Origin of the sequence: Halomonas cibimaris, assembly GCF_039537045.1 — a bacterium.
Taxonomy (GTDB): domain Bacteria; phylum Pseudomonadota; class Gammaproteobacteria; order Pseudomonadales; family Halomonadaceae; genus Vreelandella; species Vreelandella cibimaris.
Genome location: NZ_BAAAZT010000069.1, coordinates 26180 through 46532, shown reverse-complemented (window position 1 = coordinate 46532; position 20353 = coordinate 26180). Strand labels below are relative to the sequence as shown.

The 20353-nt window shown below is 66.6% G+C and carries 17 protein-coding genes and 1 pseudogene; 8 read left to right on the top strand and 10 right to left on the bottom strand.

The window, feature by feature from the left end:
* Nucleotides 1-547: 547 nt before the first annotated feature.
* Nucleotides 548-1036: a tetratricopeptide repeat protein gene (locus tag ABD654_RS07890; protein ID WP_344703997.1), complete on the top strand. Its 489-nt coding sequence runs from the start codon at nt 548-550 to the stop codon at nt 1034-1036.
* 49 nt (nt 1037-1085) lie between these two features.
* Nucleotides 1086-1592 carry a 3'-5' exonuclease gene (locus ABD654_RS07885; protein WP_344703995.1) on the top strand — a complete coding sequence of 169 codons (507 nt, stop codon included), beginning with the start codon at nt 1086-1088 and terminating at the stop codon, nt 1590-1592.
* On the opposite strand, the gene ABD654_RS07880 is transcribed toward ABD654_RS07885, so the two are convergent.
* From ABD654_RS07880 to ABD654_RS07865, 4 genes and pseudogenes are all read right to left on the bottom strand, one after another.
* Complete coding sequence (locus tag ABD654_RS07880; RefSeq protein ID WP_344703993.1) at nt 1576-2547, bottom strand: NAD(P)H-quinone oxidoreductase; 972 nt, start codon at nt 2545-2547, stop codon at nt 1576-1578. The genes ABD654_RS07885 and ABD654_RS07880 overlap by 17 nt on opposite strands.
* A gap of 35 nt (nt 2548-2582) precedes the next feature.
* Nucleotides 2583-3122 (bottom strand): annotated as a pseudogene (locus ABD654_RS07875) (LOG family protein); the annotation flags it as partial.
* A 34-nt stretch (nt 3123-3156) separates the two neighbouring features.
* Nucleotides 3157-3678 (bottom strand): DUF501 domain-containing protein, encoded by a 522-nt coding sequence (locus ABD654_RS07870; RefSeq protein WP_344703991.1) that lies wholly within the window; start codon nt 3676-3678, stop codon nt 3157-3159.
* Between the two features lie 97 nt (nt 3679-3775).
* Nucleotides 3776-4075: a hypothetical protein gene (locus ABD654_RS07865; RefSeq protein WP_344703989.1), complete on the bottom strand. Its 300-nt coding sequence runs from the start codon at nt 4073-4075 to the stop codon at nt 3776-3778.
* 108 nt (nt 4076-4183) lie between these two features.
* On the opposite strand from ABD654_RS07865, the gene ABD654_RS07860 reads away from it, so the two are divergent.
* Nucleotides 4184-5359: a MalY/PatB family protein gene (locus ABD654_RS07860; protein WP_344703986.1), complete on the top strand. Its 1176-nt coding sequence runs from the start codon at nt 4184-4186 to the stop codon at nt 5357-5359.
* 5 nt (nt 5360-5364) lie between these two features.
* Here ABD654_RS07860 and ABD654_RS07855 read toward each other — a convergent pair whose 3' ends face one another.
* Entirely contained in the window at nt 5365-6339 is a 975-nt protein-coding gene (locus tag ABD654_RS07855) for a tetratricopeptide repeat protein (RefSeq protein ID WP_344703984.1), read from the bottom strand.
* A 131-nt stretch (nt 6340-6470) separates the two neighbouring features.
* Here ABD654_RS07855 and ABD654_RS07850 point away from each other — a divergent pair, with 131 nt between their 5' ends.
* The 3 genes from ABD654_RS07850 (at nt 6471) to ABD654_RS07840 (ending at nt 11612) form a co-directional block, all read left to right on the top strand.
* Nucleotides 6471-7391, top strand: a complete 921-nt coding sequence (locus ABD654_RS07850) for a GNAT family N-acetyltransferase (RefSeq protein ID WP_344703982.1) — start codon at nt 6471-6473, stop codon at nt 7389-7391.
* A gap of 73 nt (nt 7392-7464) precedes the next feature.
* Nucleotides 7465-8562: an efflux RND transporter periplasmic adaptor subunit gene (locus tag ABD654_RS07845; protein WP_344703980.1), complete on the top strand. Its 1098-nt coding sequence runs from the start codon at nt 7465-7467 to the stop codon at nt 8560-8562.
* Nucleotides 8559-11612, top strand: a complete 3054-nt coding sequence (locus ABD654_RS07840) for an efflux RND transporter permease subunit (protein WP_344703978.1) — start codon at nt 8559-8561, stop codon at nt 11610-11612. The genes ABD654_RS07845 and ABD654_RS07840 overlap by 4 nt, the downstream gene beginning before the upstream one ends.
* A 10-nt stretch (nt 11613-11622) precedes the next feature.
* Here ABD654_RS07840 and ABD654_RS07835 read toward each other — a convergent pair whose 3' ends face one another.
* On the bottom strand, nt 11623-13863 hold the full coding sequence (locus ABD654_RS07835) for a glycosyltransferase (RefSeq protein ID WP_344703977.1): 2241 nt from the start codon (nt 13861-13863) through the stop codon (nt 11623-11625).
* A gap of 114 nt (nt 13864-13977) precedes the next feature.
* Between ABD654_RS07835 and ABD654_RS07830 the strand changes: the two genes are divergently transcribed.
* A complete protein-coding gene (locus ABD654_RS07830) occupies nt 13978-14691 on the top strand; it encodes a TVP38/TMEM64 family protein (RefSeq protein ID WP_344703975.1) in 714 nt (237 codons plus the stop codon).
* On the opposite strand, the gene ABD654_RS07825 is transcribed toward ABD654_RS07830, so the two are convergent.
* Nucleotides 14688-15563 carry a DMT family transporter gene (locus ABD654_RS07825; RefSeq protein WP_344703973.1) on the bottom strand — a complete coding sequence of 292 codons (876 nt, stop codon included), beginning with the start codon at nt 15561-15563 and terminating at the stop codon, nt 14688-14690. The two genes, ABD654_RS07830 and ABD654_RS07825, sit on opposite strands and share 4 nt — an antisense overlap.
* A gap of 177 nt (nt 15564-15740) precedes the next feature.
* Here ABD654_RS07825 and ABD654_RS07820 point away from each other — a divergent pair, with 177 nt between their 5' ends.
* Complete coding sequence (locus ABD654_RS07820; protein ID WP_344703971.1) at nt 15741-16613, top strand: LysR substrate-binding domain-containing protein; 873 nt, start codon at nt 15741-15743, stop codon at nt 16611-16613.
* 33 nt (nt 16614-16646) lie between these two features.
* On the opposite strand, the gene ABD654_RS07815 is transcribed toward ABD654_RS07820, so the two are convergent.
* From ABD654_RS07815 to ABD654_RS07805, 3 genes are read right to left on the bottom strand one after another with little or no spacing between them, the layout of a single operon-like run.
* Entirely contained in the window at nt 16647-17750 is a 1104-nt protein-coding gene (locus ABD654_RS07815; RefSeq protein ID WP_344703969.1) for a DUF1513 domain-containing protein, read from the bottom strand.
* Between the two features lie 3 nt (nt 17751-17753).
* Nucleotides 17754-18809 (bottom strand): imelysin family protein, encoded by a 1056-nt coding sequence (locus tag ABD654_RS07810; RefSeq protein WP_344703967.1) that lies wholly within the window; start codon nt 18807-18809, stop codon nt 17754-17756.
* A gap of 26 nt (nt 18810-18835) precedes the next feature.
* Complete coding sequence (locus ABD654_RS07805; RefSeq protein ID WP_344703966.1) at nt 18836-20272, bottom strand: di-heme oxidoreductase family protein; 1437 nt, start codon at nt 20270-20272, stop codon at nt 18836-18838.
* Nucleotides 20273-20353 lie beyond the last annotated feature (81 nt).

The following is a 20353-nucleotide window of genomic DNA, read 5'->3' as shown; positions in this document are numbered from 1 at the left end:
GGTTACCGGAACGAGGCCAACTTCATCGCGATGATCTACCTGATCGGCAGCCCGGTGGGCCGCCTGCTGGATCAGGCCAAATCCACATGAAACGACGAAGAACCGGAATATCGAAACCGCCGGACGGGCGGGGGTAGCCTGTGGAGCGACTGGATCGGGGGCTGTGGCCTAATCGTCACGGCCTAGTGAAGGCGTGTTGAAGCAGGAAGGTTCTCGGGGTGACCCGGGAACCCTCGCCCAAAGCGCAGTGCGCGGCGGGCGGGAAGTGTCAGGTTGATGCCGGTGTTACCCAAAGGGCGCGTTTGCATGATGATCTCCTTTTGAAAGGCCTGAAGACGCGGACGTAACGTCGTTGCCGGCGCGTAAAGCGTATGGTAGCGAGGGGGATGACAGGCGGCAAATGACGGGGGTTGAGTCCTTGCAGCGCCGGGCGTATGCTTGCCAGCCCGTTGGCCGGCTGCCGGTCGGACAAGGGCACACTAGGGTAGCCGCAAGTGCGCTGTTGGCGGCTTTTCCGGATTCCACTTGACAGGCAAGGTGGTTCGCCATGTTGCAGGCATCATCTTTGTTGACGCGTCTTGAGTATCGCCTGGCCGATAGGCTTTTTCATACCCGCTGGCTGCTGCCGCGATCAAAGCGCACCCAGCGGCTGACGCTTAGGCTTTTCAAGCACTGCGCCGAGGCCGGGCATCCGGATGCGCTATCGGTGTACGGCCATATGCTGTTTCACCGCAGCGCCTCTCCTCAGGACAAGGCCCGCGGTGCCCGCTACGTGGTAGAAGCGGCCCACGCAGGAGACCTCAAGGCGCAGTATCAGGTCGCGCGGATCTACGAGCACGGCTGCGCGCAGTATCCGCGTCGGGACGAATATGCCGTTACCTGGTATGCCCGAGCGGCCAAGGCCGGCCACTATCTTGCCGCCGAGCGGCTGGTGCGCGCCTATCGCCAGGGAGAGCTGGGCCTTGCCGTCGACGGCGAGCAGGCAGCTTACTGGCAGCAGCTGGCCGACGACACGCTGACCGCCGGCGCATCGTAACCCGACCCGGCGGCGACCCCGCCGCGCGCTTGACCCAGTGAGAAAGCCCGTGAACGAGACGCTACCGACATTGCTGGATATCGAAGCGTCCGGCTTTGGGCGCGGCAGCTACCCCATTGAAGTGGGCATTGCCCGAGGCGACGGCAGCGGCTGTGCGCTGCTGATTCAGCCCCGGCGGGACTGGACGCACTGGGACCCCCAGGCCGAGCGGCTTCACGGCATATCGCGTGAACGCCTTGAGCGCGAAGGCCACCCCGTCATTCAAGTGGCCCGCTGGCTCAACGACGAGCTGGGCGGTTTGGAAAAGGTCTACAGCGACAGCTGGGGGTTTGACAACACCTGGCTTTCGCTGCTGTTTCACCATGCCGGCATGCTGCCGGCGTTTCGCCTGGAGACGCTGCGCCTGCTGCTCAGCGAAGAGCAGCAGGCGCTATGGTATCCGACCCGGGAGGCGCTGATGGCCCAGCACGGCATTCAGCGCCACCGCGCCGGCGACGATGCTCGCCTGCTCCAGCTTACCTATGCCCACACGCGGGCGCTTACTGCCTGGCGCTGATATGCAGCACCAGCTTGCCGGCGTTGGCATTTTGCTCCATGCAGGCGTGGGCGTCGTTGACCTCTTCTATCGGCCAGCAGCGGTCAAGCTGGATGTTGAGCCTGGCGCTTTCCAGCAAAGGCCAGACGTGGGTGTAAAGCGCCTGCATGATCTCGCCTTTGGCGGCCGGGGATTTGCCGCGTAGAGTGGAGCCGATCAAACGCTGGCGCTTCACCAGCATTCTGCCCATATCCAGCTCGGCGTGGCGCCCGCCCATCAGGCCGATCAGCACCAGCCGCCCGTCGGCGTTGAGCACGCGCTGGTTGTCGGGCAGATAGCTTGCGCCGACCGGGTCGACAATCACGTCAGCGCCGCCCCAGGCTTTTACCGCGTCCACAAAGCTGCCGTCGTGGCGGTTGAATCCCTCGTCGGCCCCGAGTGCGGCGCAGGCATCCAGCTTGGCCTGGCTGCCGGCGGTGACAAAACACGGCCGGTCAAACGCCCGGCACAGCTGAATCGCCGCGCGGCCGACGCTGCTGGCGCCGGCGTGGAGCAGCACGCGCTCGCCGGGCTGAAGGTTGCCTTCCATAAACAGATTCAGCCAGGCGGTGGCGAACACCTCGGGCAGTGCCGCGCCGTCGCGCAGCGAAAAACCGCGGGGCAGCGGTAGCACCTGCCGGGCATCCACGTTGACCTTTTCGGCGTAGCCGCCGCCGGCCAGCAGCGCACAGACCTCGTCGCCTGCGGCCAGCGAGCGGACGTTTGCGCCGACGCCGATCACCGTGCCGCTGACTTCGAGCCCGGGAATATCGCTTACCCCGGGCGGCGGCGGATAGTGGCCGGCGCGCTGCATCAGATCGGCGCGGTTGACCCCGGCGTAGGCAACGCGCAGCTGCACCTCACCGGGGCGCGGCGGATCAAGCTCGGCGGTTTCCTGCCAGCGGGCCTGCTGCCCGCTAAAATGCATGGCATACATGCAACACTCCTGATGATGGGAAAGGCTGCTAGCTTAAGCTTGGCTTGCAGCGCGTCAAGCAAGGCCTCGGGGGTGGCGGCGTCGAGCAGCATGTGCCGGGTGGCCGGATGCAAAAAGCCGTGTTCGACCGTGGCGTCGACAAAGCTCAGCAGCGGCGTGTAGAAATCCTGCACGTTGAGCACGCCCAGCGGCTTGTCGTGCAGCCCCAGATAGCCCCAGGTCCAGATTTCAAACAGCTCCTCCAGCGTGCCGATGCCGCCGGGCAGGGCCATGAAAGCGTCGGCGCGGGCGGCCATGGCGGCCTTGCGCGCGTGCATGTCGCGCACTCGAATGAGCTCGGTCAGGCCGAGATGGGCCTGTTCGCGTTCGACCAGGTGGTCAGGCATCACGCCGATGACGTCACCGCCTTCGTCCAGTGCTGCGTTGGCCAGCGCCCCCATCAGACCGATGCGTGCGCCGCCGTAAATCAGCGTATGGCCGCGCCGGGCCAGCATCCGGCCCAGCGCCGTGGCGGCCTGGCAAAAGTCGGGGTGCTCACCGCTGCGTGAGCCAAGATAAACGCAAAAACGGGCCATGAAAAAGTCCTTGTGGGTAAAGAGAAAGCAGCGCTTACGGCAGGCAGCGATCCAGCCGATAGGTATCGTCCAGCCACTGGCCGATGGCGTTGTGGCCGCCCAGGTGATGGGCGTACTGGGTGTGCAGGCAGCGCACCTGATCCCAGTTGCTGATGCCTCCCACGCCGCGCTCGGTGAGCACCTGGGTGTAGCCTCGGCGGGCGATGTCGGCTTTCTGCGCCTCGTTCATCCATGCCCAGCGCTCGGCGATATAGTCGCGATGGCTCTGGTGATAGGCGGCGAGAAAGTCGGCGTCTTCCTGTAGCCTTTGTTCCAGCTGCTTGATCACGCCGGCGGCTTCCAGGTGCGAAATTTCCACTCTCAGCCGCTCGCTGGACAGCCAGTACAGCGTGGGAAAAGGCGCGCCGGCAACGATGGGCGCCATGCGCAGGGCGAGCGGGGTATTTTCGCCGTCCACGGCGGCAACGGCCTCGATGCCGCGCGGCGCACGGCCCAGCTGACAGGTGATGATATCAAGCTCGGACGCCGACGGGGCGTGCGCGGTTCGGATCAGCATGGCGGTATCTCTAACAGGACGTAAAAACAGGGCATAAAACAGGATGTAAAAACAGAGCGTAAGGAAAATAGCGCGTAAAAAGAAAACGTAGCGCAGCCTAGGGCTCGTCCGGCACGATCTTGCTGGAGCGCCCTACTGCGCGAAAAAAGCAGCGATTGAGCTGGGCGGGGGTGGCAACATAGCCCCAGCGGCGCTCGCAGAACTCCGCGGCACGGGCGATGAGCACGTCGTAGAGCCGGTTGAACGGCGCATCATAGTCGTAAGGGTCCGCATCGGCCAGGCTAATGTGCGGGTAGTCGGCGAAGCGGGCCATGAAGTAGCCTTCCAGCTCGGCTTCCATGGCGCGGTGTTGAGCGGTATTGTCCGGATCAAGCCAAAGATTGTAGCGGATGGCCATAGGGTGGCTCCTGACGGTTCCCGACGGCGGCGGGTTGCGAAACAATGGCCGTGGCGGCGTCGCTGGGGCACCGCAAACTATCGGCTTTTATATAAACGGAGAGAGCTCATGGCGTTTGATTTTGCCACGCCGATCGAGCGGCGCCACCCCTTGGGTGGCTATTCCTCGAAAAAATGGCACCGCTACGGCGGTGAGGTGCTCCCGCTTTGGGTCGCGGATATGGATTTTCGTTCGCCGCCGGCGGTGATTGAAGCGCTGACGCGCCGCGTGGAGCACGGCGTTTTCGGCTATGCCTACGCGCCGGCCGATCTGGCCGGTGTGCTGTGCGATTGGAGCCTGGCCCACTACGGCTGGGCCATTGAGCCCGAGTGGCAGCAGTGGCTGCCCGGCGTGGTGCCGGCTCTGCATTTAGCCTGCATGGCGCTAACCGAGCCCGGTGACGGCGTGTTAACCGTCACGCCGATCTATCCGCCGTTTCTGGACGTGGCCCGCCATACCGGCCGGCTCGCCCAGCAGGCCGCCCTGGCCCCGCCGGAGGCGACCGGCGAGGGCTGGCGGCTGGATATTGCAGCGCTACAAGCCGCCATTACCCCGCAAACCCGCCTGCTGCTGTGGTGCCAGCCGCACAATCCCACCGGGCGGGTATGGCGCGATGACGAGCTGGCCGGTCTTGCCGAGCTTGTCGTGCGCCATGACCTCTACGTGGTTTCCGACGAGCTGCACTGCGATCTGCTGCTGGACGCGGGCGCGCGTCACCGGCCGCTGGCGGCGGCCTACCCTGAGCTTGCCGCGCGCACCGTGACGCTCTGGGCGCCGTCCAAGACCTTCAATTTGGCAGGGCTTTCCACCGCCTGTGCGATCATTTCCGATCCGGTGCTGCGCAAACGCTTCAGCACGGCGGCGGCGGGGCTTTTACCCGAGTGCAACGTGCTGGGGATGGAAGCGGCGAAGGCCGCCTACGCCGAGGGCGAGCCCTGGCGCCAGGCGCTGCTTGAGACGCTGCGCGGCCATCGTGCGCGGATTGCCGCGTACGTCGCGCGCTGGCCCGGGGTGACCATGAGCACGCCTGAAGCCACCTATCTGGCCTGGCTTGACATGCGCGATGCGGGGCTGGGGGATTCGCCCCAGCAGGCGCTGCTGGCGCGTGCCGGGGTGGCGCTGTCCGACGGCGCGGACTTTGCCAGCCCCGGCTTTGTGCGGCTGAATTTCGGGACCACGGCCGCCCAGCTTGACGCTGCCCTTGAGCGTATGGATGCGCTGCTCAAGGGCGAAGGCCAGGCGTAGGCTTATTAATAGAGCAGCGCAAAGAGCTTGCGCCGATAGGCCACGGTCAGCGGGTGTTCGGCGCCCAGGGCGTCGAACACCTGCAGCAGCGTTTTGCGCGCGGCGTCGTCGCCGTAGCCGCGATCGCTTTGCATCAGCCGCAGCAGCCCTTCCAGCCCCGCTTCGTATTGGCCGTCGGCGAGCTGGCGCAGGGCACGCTGAAAACGCGCCTCGCTGTCGTCGCGCTCGGCGAGGGCCTCGATCTCGGCGTGGGGCAGGGCGCGCTCGCTGAACTCGATGCTGGCACGCACCCCGCGCGCCGGTGCGGCGTCGCGCTCTTCCGGCGGCAGGTTGTCGAGCAGGCCCCGCGCCTCGTCGCCGCGGCCTTCGGCCGCCAGCGCTCGGGCCAGGCTCACCTGATAAGGGTAATGCTCCGGGTACTGCTCCATCTGTGCTTGATAGATTTCTCGGGCGGTTGCCGCGTCGCCGGCTTCCATGGCCGCCTCCGCCAGCTCCTCAGGGCTTGTCGGGGCGTCTTCCGGCGGCTGAAAATAGCGGCCCAGCCACTCGCGGATATCTTTTTCCGGCAGCGCGCCGGTAAAGTTGTCGACCAGCCCGCCCTGGCTGACCAGCTTGACGTCCGGCACCGAGCGCACGCCCAGCTGGCTGCCGATCTCGGCGTTGGCCTCGACGTCGAGCTTGGCCAGAATAAAGGCGCCGCGGTATTCCACCGCGAGCTTTTCCAGCACCGGCGTCAGCGTTTTGCACGGCTCGCACCAGGGGGCCCAGCAGTCCAGCAGCACCGGCACCTGCATGGAGGCTTCCAGAATCTGCTGAATGTTGCCGGCGTCGACGTCGACAATCACGTCTTCCGGGCGCACGGTGCCCGGCGCGGCGCTGCCGTTTTCTGCGGTGCCGGGCGGTGCGGCGGCAGAGGTTGCATCGCTTTGCTCAACCGGCGCGGTCAGCGCCTCGCCGGTACGCGGGTCAATAATCGACATGGCGGCTCTCTACTTAACGGACGAATCAATGAGTGAATCAATGGATAAGCTAGCTAGGATATGCAGGCGAACTTGCTCGTATTCAAGGTACGCGCCGTATCTTGGTCTGCCGCCACAGGAGCGCTCGCCCCGTGCCCGCCCCTGACACCTTTGACGCCGGCGGCGATCGCGTCGTGCCGTGCCCGCCGGCGCGGCGCCAGGAGGCCATCATGCAGCTGGCCGCCGCCGGGCATGGCGCCGGTCGCGCCGAGCTTGCCCAGGCGGTGGCTGACCACCAAAAAACGCCCGATCACGGCTGGGACGGGCTGCTGGTCGCGCTGCGCGGCCAAACCCTAAAGGCCGCGCTCTGGGTGCAGCCGCTGCCCGGCAACACCGCGCAGCTGTGGCCGCCCTGTGCGTGCGGCGCGCGCGGCGCCCTGCTGCGCGGCGCACGCCGTTGGGTCCGCCGGCGCGGCTTTGCCCTTTGCCAGGCGGTCTTGGGCCCTGACGACGCTGACGCCGCCGCCGCGCTAAAAGACGCCGGAATGATGCTGGTGGCGCCGCTGGAATACCTCACCGCGCCGGTAGCCCCGGCAGCGACGACCGTGCGCCTGGGCCCCTGGGATGCGCTTGACCGCGCCGGCCAGATCGCGGTGATTGCCGATGTGCAGAAGAACTCGCTGGACTGCGTTGCCCTTTGCGAAACGCTGGGGGCCACCGCGCTGCTGACGGGCTTTTATCAGCAGGACGATACGGCCCCGGCCCATTGGTCGGCGGTCTATCTTGACGACCGCGAACCGCCACAGCCCGTCGGCGCGCTTCTGCTGGCGCCGCGCCCGGCGGTGGACGGCATGGAGGTTTTACTGATGGGACTTGCACCCGAGGCGCGCGGCCAGGGGCTGGGCCGGGCGGTACTTGACGCAGCCTTTGCCCGCGCGCACGCCGCCGGGGCGCGTCGCCTGCTGCTTTCGGTGGATACCACCAACACCCCGGCACGCCGGCTGTACGCCCGGGCGGGCTTTGTCGGCTATGCGCAGCGCCACGTCTATGCCTGGCTCAAGCGGTCGGGCTGACGCTTGCGCATGTTAATAAACAAGCGTTTGATTTACGCTTGAGCCACTGACTCAAGCCAGCCCAGAGACCGCCATGCGCCCACTCGCTGCTTTTTTATATGCCGCTTTATGTGCCGCCCTGCTGCTTGCCGGCTGCGGTGATGCGCCGAAAGGCCCGCAAAACTCGGCCCCTCGGCGGGTAAAAACCGCGTCGGTGGCCGAGGTCGCCGCGCCGACCCTGCGCCTGACCGGAACCGTGCGGGCCCGCTACGAAACGCCCCAGGCGTTTCAGGTTGCCGGCCAGATTGCCACCCGCCGCGTGGATGCCGGCCAGCCGGTTGCCAAGGGCGAGGTGCTGATGACGCTGGACGACAGCGATCTGCGCCAGTCGCTGAACGCGGCCAAAGCCGAGCTGGCCTCAGCCAGGGCCTCGGCGGCGGTCGCGCAGTCAGACCTTGAACGCGCCCGCACGCTGTTTGCCCGCGACTACCTCAGCCGGCAGGCCTTTGATCGCGCCGAGCTGGAAGCGCAGCAGCGCAGCGACCGGCAGGCGTCTGCCCGGGCACAGGTCGAGCAGGCGAAAACCGCGCTTGCCTACGCCACCCTGCGCGCGGAAAGCGACGGCCTTTTAACCCGGGTCAGCGGTGAGCCGGGCCAGGTGGTAGGCGTCGGCCAGCCGGTGGCCCGGCTTGCCGAGGCGGGCCCTCGGGAGGTTGAAGTGGCGTTTCCCTCGAACGTGCGCCCGCCGCCCGCCGGCGAGCTGCTGCTGGGCGATGAGACGCTGGCGCTTGAGCGTCGCCAGGTGTCCGGCTCGGTTGATCCGGCCAGCCGCACCTGGCAGGCGCGCTACCGCATTGACGGCGCGCTGCCCGCGGGGGTGGGGCTGGGCGAGGTGGTGAAAACGCGTTTCGCCGCGGCGTCTGACCGGCGGGCCGCGGCGGCCCCGCTGTACCGGGTGCCGGTGGCGGCGGTGGACGCGCGCGGCGAGGGCGCGCAGGTGTGGCGCATCGTTGAGGGCCAGGCGCGCCCGCTTGCGGTCAGCGTGGCGCGGATCGAACGTGACCGGGCGCTGGTCAGCGGCGAGGCGCTTAAGGCCGGCATGGCGGTGATTGCGCTGGGCACCCACCTGCTCAACCCGGGCATGCCGGTTGAGGCGCTGGCGCCGCCGGGCGCCGAGGAGCCGGCATCGTGAGCTTTCCCAACCTCTCGGCGCTGGCGGTGCGCGAGCGCTCGGTCACGCTGTTTTTTCTGCTGGTGGCGCTGGCCTCCGGGCTCTACGCCTTTGCCTCCATGGGCCGGGCGGAAGACCCGGACTTCACCATGCGCGTGATGATGGTCTCGGCGCTGTGGCCCGGCGCCACGCCGGAAGAGGTGCAAAACCACATTGCCGACCCGCTGGAAAAGCAGATTCAGGCGGTGGACAACATCGACCGGGTGGAAACCACCGTTCGCCCCGGGCGGGCGGACATGCAGATCGAATTCGAGGAATCCACCCCCGGCGAGGCCGTGCCCGACCGCTTTTATCAGGTGCGCCGGCGCATGCAGGACGCCGCCGGCAGCCTGCCCGACGGCGTAGTGGGGCCGATCATCAACGAAGACTTCGGCGACGTGTATTTCTCGCTGGTGGCGCTGACCGCGCCCGAACTCTCCATGCGCGAGCTTTTGCGCGAGGCCGAGGGCATCCGCGACCGGCTGCAGCGCCTTGACGGCGTCAACCGCGCCGAAGTGCTGGGCGAGCGCGACGAGCGCGTGCAGATCGACTTTGACATGCCGCGCTTGCAAAGCCTGGGCATGGCCCCCGGGGACGTCTTTGATGCCATTGAAGCGCATAACAAGCTGCTGCCCGCGGGCTTTCTGGATACCGCCGGCCCGCGCGTCTATTTGCGGCTGGACAATGACGTCTCCGACCCGGAGGCACTGGCCGATGTGCCGCTGCGCATCGACGGCGAGCTGATTCGGCTGGGCGATATCGCCGAGGTGTCCCGCGGGTATGAGGACCCGCCGGCTTTTATGGTGCGCGCCTTTGAGAAAGACGCGCTGCTTTTGGGCGTGGTGATGCGCGACGGCGAAAACGGCCTGGCGCTGGGCGAGCGCCTGGACGACTTCTGGGCCGGCGAGCGCGCCCGGCTGCCGCTGGGCATCGAGCTTGACGTGATGACCAACCAGGCCGACGCCATTGCCGGGGCGGTGAACCTGTTTCAGGTGAAGTTTCTCATCGCCGTGGTGGTGGTCATGCTGGTGACCATGCTCGCCGTGGGGCTGCGCGCCGGCGTAGTGGTGGGCATCGCCATTCCGGTGACGCTGGCCATGACCTTTGTGGTGATGAAGGCCATGGGCATCAATCTCGACCGGGTGAGCCTGGGCGCGCTGATTATCGCCCTGGGGCTTTTGGTCGACGACGCCATTATCGCCATTGAAATGATGATGGTGAAAATGGAGCAGGGCTGGGACCGGGTAAGTGCGGCCGGCCACGCCTGGAAGGTCACCGCCGCGCCCATGCTGTTCGGCACCCTGGTCACCGTGGCGGGTTTTGTACCCATCGGCTTTGCCCGCTCCAACGTCGGCGAATACGCCGGCAATATCTTCTGGGTGCTGGCCATTGCGCTGCCGCTGTCGTGGGTGGTGGCGGTGGTGTTTACGCCGTATCTGGGCGTCAAGCTGATGCCGGTGCGCCACAGGCGCGCCACCAGCGAAGAAAACGTCTATCAGACGCCGCACTACCGCCGCCTGCGCCGGCTGGTCAGCCGCTGTGTGCGCTACCGCAAAACCGTGGTGGGGCTGACCGCAGCACTGTTGCTGCTGGCCGTGGCCGGCATGGCCGGGCCGGTGGAGCAGCAGTTCTTTCCCAGCTCCGACCGGCTTGAAGTGCTGGTGACCATCCACCACCCCGACGGCACCGCCATTGACGCCACCGACGCCACCGCGCGCAAGCTGGAGGCGCTGGTGGACGAGGCCGACGGCGTGGCCTCGCTTTCCGCCTACGTGGGCCGCGGTGCGCCGCGGTTTTTCATCTCCGCCGCCCCAGAGCAGCCCAACCCCGCCTTTGCCGAGCTGATCGCCGTAGCCGACGACATCGAGTCCCGTGATGCGCTGATTGAGACGCTGAATCAGCACGTGGACAGCGGCGAATTCCCCGAGGCCCGGGTGCGCGTGCAGACCCTGCTCTACGGCCCGCCGGTGGAGTGGCCGGTGAGCGTGCGGGTGCTCGGCCCGGACGCCGACACCCTGCGTGAAATAGGCCACGACGTGCGCGAGGTCTTTGCGCAAAACGCCCATGTGCGTGACCCGCATCTGGCGTGGGACGCCAAGGTGCCCCGAGTGCGCTTAGGCATGGACAGCCACCGCCTGAGCCTGTTGGGGCTGGCCCCGGACGACGTGGCCCGCCAGCTGCAGTTCCAGCTTGACGGCGTCACTATCACCCGGCTGCGCGACGGCATCCGCCTGGCGCCCGCCGTGGGCCGCGCGGCGGCAAGCGACGTGGAGAGTTTGAAAAGCCTCGATGTGCAAACCCGGGACGGCAAGCGCGTGCCGCTTGGCCAGCTGGGTGATCTGGAAGTGTCGTTCGAGCAGCCGGTCATCAAGCGCTACAACCGCGCGCCGTTTGTGGCAGTCAACGCCGAGGTGGCCGGCGCCCAGGCCAAGGACGTGAGCGCCGAGGTGTGGGAGGCGCTGGGTGCTCTGCGCGACGGCCTGCCGACGGGCTACCGCATGGACATCGGCGGCTCGGTGGAGCAGTCGGCCAAGGCCGAGGCCTCGATTGCCGCGCTGCAGCCGCTGATGGTGATTTTGATGCTGACGTTTATCATGCTGCAGATGCGTTCGTTTTCCGGCACGTTCATGGTGGTCGCCACCGCGCCGCTGGGGCTGATCGGCGCGGTGGCCGCACTGCTGCTGTTCGGCCAGCCGTTCGGCTTTGTCGCCATGCTGGGGCTTATTGGCCTTGCCGGCATTCTCATGCGCAACACCTTGATACTCACCCAGCAGGTGGCCGATAACCGCGAGCAGGGCATGGCCCTGCGCGAGGCCGTGGTCGAGGCCGGCGTACAGCGCGCCCGCCCGGTGGTGCTCACCGCGCTTGCGGCGATTTTTGCCTTTATCCCGCTGACCCTGGACAGCTTCTGGGGGCCTTTGGCCTTTGTGCTGATCGGCGGGGTGGCGGCGGGCACGCTGATTACCCTGCTGTTTGTGCCCGCGCTTTATGCGCTGTGGTTCCGCATTGCCGCGGAGCCGCAAAACGACTAGCCGGGCGGCGTCAGGCGTTTTTATCGCGCTGACGGCCGCTGCGCTTGCGTTTGACCGCCAGCGCGTAGCGGTAGGCGCGCAGCACGCTACGGGCGAAGTGCTCAACGCGATGGCCGGCGGCAAACGCGGCTGCCTGGCGGCCCATGCGCCGGCGCTTGTCGGCATCATGCAGCAGCTCGGCCACCGCGCGGCTCCAGGCGGTGACGTCCGGGGCGGTTTTATAGCCGTTGCTCCCCTGGCTGACGATATCCTCGATGCCGCTGGAGCGGATGACCACCACCGGCAGCCCGGCGGCCATGGCCTCAAGCACCACCATGCCCTGGGTTTCCGAGCGCGAGGCAAACACAAACAGCTCGGCGGCGTGGCAGTAGGCGGGGATGTCTTCCGGTGCTACGGCACCCGCCAGCGTGACGTGCTCGCCAAGCCCCAGCGCGGCGGCGCGCGCTTCGAGGCGGCGGCGGTCGTGGCCTTCACCGACCAGCAGCAGGTGGGCGCTGTGCTCGCCGCCGTCGTGTAAAAGGCGCAGGCCGTCAAGCAGAAAGTCGATGTTTTTCTCCCGGCTCAGCCGCGAAATGGACACCAGCACGCGCTTGTCGGCCAGGCCCAGGCGGTTTCGCAGTGTGCTCACCGCCTCGGCGTCGACGTGGGCAAAGCGTTCGTACTCGATGCCCGTGGGCTGGACGAAAATCGGCTTTTTCACCCCGATAATGCGCAGATATTCTTCCACCGAACTGGTGGGCACGATCACCGCGTCGCAGCCGTTGGCAAAGCGCTTGACCAAGGCATGAGAGATAAAGTTGCGAAACAGCGGCCCGGGCAGCGGGACGTAGTGGGCGTAGTGCTCAAGCCGGGTGTGGTAGGTATACATCACCGGTACGCCCAAAAGCCGGCCGAGCAGCTGGCCGGCCCGGCCGATCCAGAACGGGTGGTGCACATGGATCACGTCGGGCTTGAACGCGCGCACCCGGCGTGCCATCTGCACGCTGAACACGTTGGCCAGACGAAACTCCTGGTGCTTGCCCAGCGGCAGCAGCGAGCGCAGGCGCAGCACGTCGGCCTCGTCGTCGGCCTGGCGAGAATAGCGCGGGGCCACCACCATCACCGGATGGCCCAGCGCGGCCAGTCCGCGCTTGAGCCGCTCGATGGAAATCGGCACGCCGCCGATAAACGGCAGATAGTTGTTGGTAAACATGACCGTGCGCAGCGGCGTGCCGTCGTCGGCGTCGGGGTCGATATCAAAGTCGGGGTAGTAGTCTTGCTCGGTAAAGATCCGGTGATACAGCCAGATGGCCACGGCGATAAAGATGGCCACCAGCAGGATAAAGTTGAGATAGCCCACGTAAAACAGCGAATAGATGAAAAACCACAGGCTTTCCGCCGTGCGCCAAAACGGATGCTGGCCGATGTCCAGCGGCTTTGCTTCCAGCGTCACGCGCTCGCCGTCCACGTCCACGGCGACGAAGTGATAGCGGCTGCGGCCCTGGTTGAGCACCAGCCCGCCGGCGCCGCCGGTGACCACGTAGTCGGTGCCGGCGTGGGTCTGGCGGTCAAACAGCGCCAGTTCGCTGGAAAACACCGCGTCGACGCCGGCGTTTTCCATCAGCCGGGTAAACGCCCGGCGCGCGCCCTCGGGGAACAGGTAATCGTCGTCCAGGCGCAAAAGCCCCGAGTAGTCCACCGGGTACAGCGGATAGGCGCTGAACACAAAGTGGTTATCGGCGTGGGCGGCGGCGAGCAGCTCATCGAGCCAGCGGCGCTGCCAGCCGTAGTCGGTGGTGCCGGTGCTGTCGAGAAAGGTAAAGCGCGAATTGCCGGCGGCAAAGCTGAAGTGATAGGGGCCGAAGTGGTCGTAAAAGCGAAACCCGCCGATGCGGCTTTCTTCGCCGGGGCCAAAGGTCAGCAGATAAGGCATCTCAAGCCTTGAAAGGGTGCCGAACAGCGCGCGGTACTTGTCCTCCCCGCCGCTGGAGACGGCGTTGCCCGCCGAAACCACAAAGTCGTAGTCGCCGTCGTTGAGCAGCGGGATGATCTTGCGCTCGAAAATGCCCACGGAGTTGTTGATGTTGCCCAGCACGGCAAAGCGGTAGTGCGCCTTTTGCTCGAGCAGCGCCTCGATCTGCTTGACCTGAACGGCGTGGTTGGCGGCAAAATCCTGCTCAAAGAAATTGAGATAGACTTTGTACCCTAAAAGGGCCGCAATCAGCGTCAGGTTGAGATAGAAAATCCACGGGATAAGTCGCCGGCGTCGCACGCGCTTGGTTCTCCTCGGGCGGGGGCTTCACATGATGCCGGCGAACATAGCACGAAATACGACCGCTGCGCCTTGCCGGCCCGGGGCAGCGCGCGGCGCAACGGGAAAAATCACATGACACGATCGCTCACTATTGCGCTGGGTGCGCTGGTGGTGCTGCTGGCGCTGGCGGCGCTATGGCAGTGGCTTGCCGTGCACGACATTCTGACCGTGGCGCGGGTGCGCGACTGGGTGGCACAGGTACCTGATTGGCGGGATGCGCCCTGGGCGTTTATCGCCGTGGCCGGGGTGTATATGGCCGCACTGCTGGTGATGTTTCCGCTGAGCATTCTGGTGGCGGTAACCGGGCTGGCGTTCGGCCCGGTGTGGGGCTTTGTGTACGCCACGCTTGGCACGCTGTGCTCGTCGGTGGTGTCGTACGCGGTGGGTCGCTGGCTGGGCCGCGATGCGCTGCTTACCTACGGCGGCCGGCATTTGAACGGTTTATCGCGCTATCTGGCCGGGCGCGGCGTGCGCGCCATGGTGGTGATCAATCTGCTGCCGCTGGCGCCTTTTACCCTGACCAACATGATGGCCGGGGCCTTTCATCTGCGCTTTCGCGATTACATGGTCGGCTCGGTTCTGGGCATCGTGCCCGGGCTTGCCGGCGTCACGCTTTTGGGCAGCCAGCTCGGTGCGCTGGCCACGGCCCGCGGCCACGGTGAGGTGTTCTGGGCGCTGGGCGGGCTGGCGCTGGGCGTGGCACTGCTGTACGGGCTGCGCCGCTATTCGGCAAGGCGCAGCGCTTCACGTCGCAACAGCCGCTCGGCGCCCCGGCGCGTTGATTAGCGCCGGCTGGCCTGCAGGCAGCCGCCCACCACCAGTGCCCCGGCGATCGGCAGGCGCCAGTCCAGCACGCTCATGCCCGCCAGTACCAGAAACGCCGCCGCCAGCACCGGCACGCCGTAGGCGAGGCTGCCGATGACGCTGGCCTTGCCCAGGCGCAGCGCTTTGTCCCAGGCCACCATGGCGATGCCGAACGGCCCAAGGCCAATGGCCAGCCCCGCCAGCAGCGTGGTGTTATCGGGCAGCGCAATGTGGCCTTCGGCAAAGGGCACAAACGCCGCCGCCGTCACCACGCTTGCGATCAGCAGAATGCGCGGCATCAGCGGGGTCAGCGTGACCGGCGTGGCCTGGCAAAGCCAGGAATACAGCGCCCAGCACACCGCGGCAAGGGCGGCAAAGCCGTAGCCGATAAGCGAGCTCTCGCTGCTGCGGCCGGCTTCAGGGGCCATCAGCAGTGCTGCGCCGGCAAAGGCGATCAGCGCGCCGAGCACGCTTGCAAAACGTACCCGGCCGAAGGTGAGCCACTGGCTGAGCAGAATAAACAGCACAGGCCAGGTGTAGGTGATCAGGGCGGCGTCCGACGCCGGGGCCAGGCGCATACCCAGAAAGTAGCTGCTTACTGCGCCGGTGGTCAGCAGCGGCAATCCCATCCAGATGGCCAGGCGCCAGCGCAGGCTTAAGTGCCCGGTCGGCTGGCGGCGGCTGAGCGGCAGCGTAGCCAGGGCACCGGCCAGCAGGGTAAACGCCGCCAGCGGCAGCGGGGCAAGCCCGCGGGCCTGTTCGGACAGCAGCGGGGCGGCACTCCACAGCACAACGGCAACTAACGCAGCGGCAACGCTGAAATAACGCTGGGTCAAAAGATGAATTTGATGCATACGATAGCTCCTTGCCTTGAACAGCTTTCGTGTAGCATAGCCCGCAACGAAACATCATAAAATCGATAGTTTTTGATAGTACATATCAAGGATTGTGATGTAATAGCCGTGAAGCGCCGGCCGTTAAGCGCCTGGAAAGGCCAGCAACGCAAACGCCGGCAATGCACAAGGAGCCTTATGCGTACCCCAACGTTTGACCTTACTTTGCTGCGTACGCTGGTCGCGGTGGCCGATACCGGCAGCGTGACTGCCGCAGCCCGGCGGCTGTCTTATACCCAGTCCACGGTGAGCATGCAGCTAAAGCGCCTGGAGGCGCAGCTGGATATCGAACTCCACGAGCGCCTGGGGCGGCAGCTGAAGATTACCGCCGACGGTGAACGCCTGCTGACCCACGCCCGGCGGCTGCTGACGGTCAACGACGAGGCATGGCAGGACATGCAGGCCCGCCAGGTCAGCGGTGAGCTGCGCCTGGGCATCCCTGAAGACTATGCCCTGCTGCTACCGGCGGTGTTTAGCTACTTCCATCAGCTTTATCCCGGTGTCAAGCTGGAAGTGATCTGCGGCACCAGCGCCGATCTGGTGAGCCGGGTAAAGCGCGATGAGCTGGATTTGGCACTGGTGACCCGCCAGCGCAACTCGCCGGGCGGCGAAGTGATTCGCCGGGAGCCGCTTCTCTGGGCGGTAGGGCTGCAGCACCAGCCGCTTTTGCGCGACCCGTTGCCGCTGGCGCTGTATTCACGCGGGGCGGATGTGTTTCGCGAGGTGGCCGAGGAGGCGCTGGAATCTGCCGGGCGCCAATGGCAAGTGGCCTATACCAGCCAGTCCATGAGCGGGCTCAAGCCGCTGGTCATTGCGGGGCTGGCCGTTGTGGTGATTACCCGCAGCATGCTCACGCCGATGCTCAAGCCGCTGGATGAGTCCAGCGGGCTGCCGGCGCTGCCAAGCATTGAGCTGGCGCTGCACTGGGCGCCGCACCGGCCTTCGGAGCCGGCGCGCAAGCTCGGCGAGCTGATACGCCGCCAGCTCGCCGAGCAGCCGGCAAACGCCTGACGCAGCGCCACATCGGGTACCGGGGCGGGTAAGTCAGGTCAAGTGGTTGTCCCACTGGAGGGCAAGATCGGCAAGCGCTGCTGCACTGGGCGTGCCGGGGGTGACGCGATACAGCCCGCCGCGCCCGGAGGAGACCACAAAGCCGCCAGCGCCGTCGCAGCGCGCCCCGGCGGCGTCGGCCAGGGCGTATTCGGCCAACAGCGCGCCGCTTTGATAGTTGAGCATGATGACTTTGTGGCCGCGCGGCGCGGTCACCAGCGCCAGCGCCCGGCGGCGGCTCACAGCGACGCTTGCGGTGTACTGCTGCAGGCTGGCGGTCAGCGCCTCCCCCAGCGCAAGCTCCGAGAACGCGCCGTCCGGCCCCAGCCGGCAGAGCAGCGGGTGGGTTTCCCACTCCGGCCCTTGAAACTGGTAGCCGGCGAGCACCGTGCCGTCGGCGGCCACGTCCAGATGCCGGCAGCTCAACTGATGGTGAGACGGCCGATGGCGAGCGATCACTTCGCCGCTTTGGCGGTTGACCAGCAAAAGCGCCGGGTCCATTTCGCCCAGGTTGAGCTTGACCCGGCCGTAGTCCGGGTGGGTCTTGATGCCGCCGAGCCCCACCGCCAGCGTCTCGCCGTCGGGCAGCAGGCGGATTTCGTGGGGGCCGATGCCGTCAAGCTCGATATCGCGGACGTGGCGATAGTCGTCTTCGGCGTCGTATACCCGCACCAGCCCCATGGCGTCTTCCAGACGGTTGGCGGTGACGTAGAGATAGCGCCCGTCGGGCGCAAACACGCCGTGGCCGTAAAAGTGATGGCCGCCGTCGGCGGCGACGCGGTGGCTGACTTCGCGGCGGTCGCCGTCCACCACGTAAAAATGCTGCCCCGGCCGCCGGGCAAACACCACCGCGCGCGGGGCCGTGGGCGAGAGGCAGCCGCCGTGGCAGCGCTCGGGGATGGCCAGAGTAAAGTGCTGCTCGCCGTTCGGGGTGATGGCGGCAATGCGGTGGTTGCCGCGGGCGTCGTCCACGGCGCTGAACAGCCAGTCGGCGTGTTTTCGCCCGGGTAGTGCCCAGGCAAGGGAGGGCAGCGCCGGCAGGGCAAGCGCCCCGGCACCGGCGGCAAGCAGGCGGCGGCGGGTTCGGTTGACGGTCATCGCTCAGTCTCCGTCGCTCGAGTTGAAGCCCCGGCGCAGCCCGGTGGCGGCGGCGACGTCCCGGGCCAGCAGCCGGCGCAGCTGGCTTAGCTGCACGTAAAAGCCCTGGAAGTCGGCAAAGGCGGCTTTTTTCTCGGGCTCGGAGCCAGAACCTTCACCTTTGATGGCCGGGGCCAGGCCGTCGGGTAGCGTGTCGGCCCGCGCGGCTACCTCCTTCAGCTGCTTTTCCAGCTTGTTTGCAAGCGCTGGGTGGCCGCGGCTTTCCAGTAGCGCGGTAAGCCCCGGCATCAGGCCTTTCTGGAGGCCTTCAAGGCTTGCCCGCATCAGCGCTACGCTTTTCCCGCTGCGCCAGGCCTCGGCGCGATAGATGCTGGCCGGCTTGCCGCGTAGCCCCAGGGGGCTCGCCAAACGCTTTTCTTCCAGCAGCTCCACGCTCTGGATCGCGCTTTGCAGCAGGGTATGGGTGTAGCTGTCGGTGCCGATAAAGCGCTCGCCGAACGACTGCCAGTCGTCTTCAAGCGCCCGGGTGACGTGGACCAGGTTGGTGCTCACCGCGCTCAAAAACCCGCAGGCGTTAGGGCTTTTGAGCGCAGTGGCGTCCATGGCGTCGTCGTACAGCAGGTACTCAAGCGCCGGGAATCCCTGCAGCGCCACCCCGGCCTGCTCCACGTCCTCGAGCGTGGGCGGCGTGTCGGCGTTCAGCTGCGTTTTCACCTTGCGCCCGACGAGGTTCTTGCCGTCGGGCCAGAACTGCAGCTGCCAGCCTCGGCTCTGCTGCTCGACGGGGCCGAACTGAACGTAGCGCACCGCCTGCCAGCGCTGATAGGCGTCAAGCCAGTCGTCCTCCAGCGTAGCGCGGCCATCGGTACTGGGGGTATCGCAGTAGTCGGCGGTGCTTTGTTCGAGCGTCTCGGCGGCGCCGGCCAGGGCCGAGTACTGCTGCGCGGCCGCTCGGTGCCACTGCTCGCGCGGGGTTTCGCCGGCGCTGGCGGTATTGGCGGCCATCAGCAGCGCGAACGCTGTCAGGCCGGCGCGGTATAAAGAGCTTGGGTGAGCCATGCGGGTTCCTTGATCAAACAGGGGAGTTACAGCGATTCGAGAAAACGCAGCACGCTTTGGCGCTCGCTTTTCAGCAGCTTACGGTAGCGCTCCCTGGCCGGTTCGGCCTCGCCGCCGTGCCACAAAATGGCTTCTTCAAGGGTCTTGGCGCGACCGTCGTGCAGAAAGCGCGCCCGGGGATTCACGGTTTGCGCAAGGCCGATGCCCCAAAGCGGCGGGGTGCGCCACTCCTGCCCGGTGGCCTCGAACTCGGCGCGGTTGTCCGCAAGGCCCTCGCCCATGTCGTGAAGCAAAAGGTCGCTGTAGGGCCAGATAGTCTGGCCGGCAAGCGCCGCTCGCGAGGCGTCGTCGGCGGTTTGCTGGCGCGGAGTGTGGCAGGCTGCGCAGCCCAGCCGGTTGAACTGGCGGGCGCCCTGCGCCACCGTCGGATCGTCCATGTTCCGGCGCATGGGTACGGCCAGGCTTTCGGCGTAGAAGGTGATGAAGTCGGCGACCTTGTCGCTGACTTCGGGCTTGCCGCCGCTTTCGAACTCGTCGCAGCGCTGCGCGGCGGTGCAGTCGGTGGCCGGGGCCAGACTCGAGGTCAGCCCCATGTCGCCGGCGAAGGCGTGCATGCTCTGCTGTTCGACGCTGGGTTCGCCGGCTTTCCAGCCGAAACGGCCGACCATGGTTTCCTGCCGGCGCTCGTCCCAGACGTGGTTGATGCGCCCGGAGATGCCGTCATTGTTGGCGTCATCCGGGTCGGCGGCGGCGCGCAGGTCGTCGTCGGATATCGCCGACAAAAGCCCCAGCCCGGTCATGGGCGGGGCCAGCCGGGGCGAGGTTTTCAGATCTTCGGGCAGCGCGCCGTAGGCGGGGGCTTCGATGCGGTAGCGCGGCTCGGTCAGCGTCACCGTCTCGCCGCCTTCCAGGGTGACCTCGCGGGCTTCGTGTTCGATGACCATGTTGCCTTCGGGCTCGGCGCCGGGAATCGCGGCGGTTTGCAGCTGGCGGCCGTAGCCGGGCACCGGCACCACGCCCAGCTTTTTCAGGGTCTCGTCATCGCCCTGTTCGGCGGGCAGCGACAGGCGCAGAAACAGCGCGATGGGCGTCTCGTCGCCTGTGGGCGGGTGGCCGCGGCCGTCTTTTATATGGCAGCCCTGGCAGCTGTTGGTGTTGAACAAAGGCCCCAGCCCGTCACGGGCGGCGGTGCTTGACGGGGCGACCACCCAGGGGTTGCGAAAAAAGCTGTTGCCCACGCTGAAGTCCAGCCGTTTGGTCATGGCCAGGTTGTCCAGCGGCAGCGAATAGGCGTTGTGGTCAAACTGCTCCACCGAGCCCGCGCCGCCGGTCAGCCGGGTCTCCTGCACGGGAAAGCCGCCGGCGGTGCTGGCGCCGGCAGCGTCAGCAGCGAAAGCGGGGGCGGCAAGGGTGAGGCCGGATAGCGCAAGCCCGGCGATAAGCGTCAGAGAAGGCGATGTCATGGGCTGCCTCGTGGAAGTTGGCGGTCTTGACGGCAAAAACCGCCCTGGCGGCCGGGCCATAGGGCGGTTGTTCAACGTTCA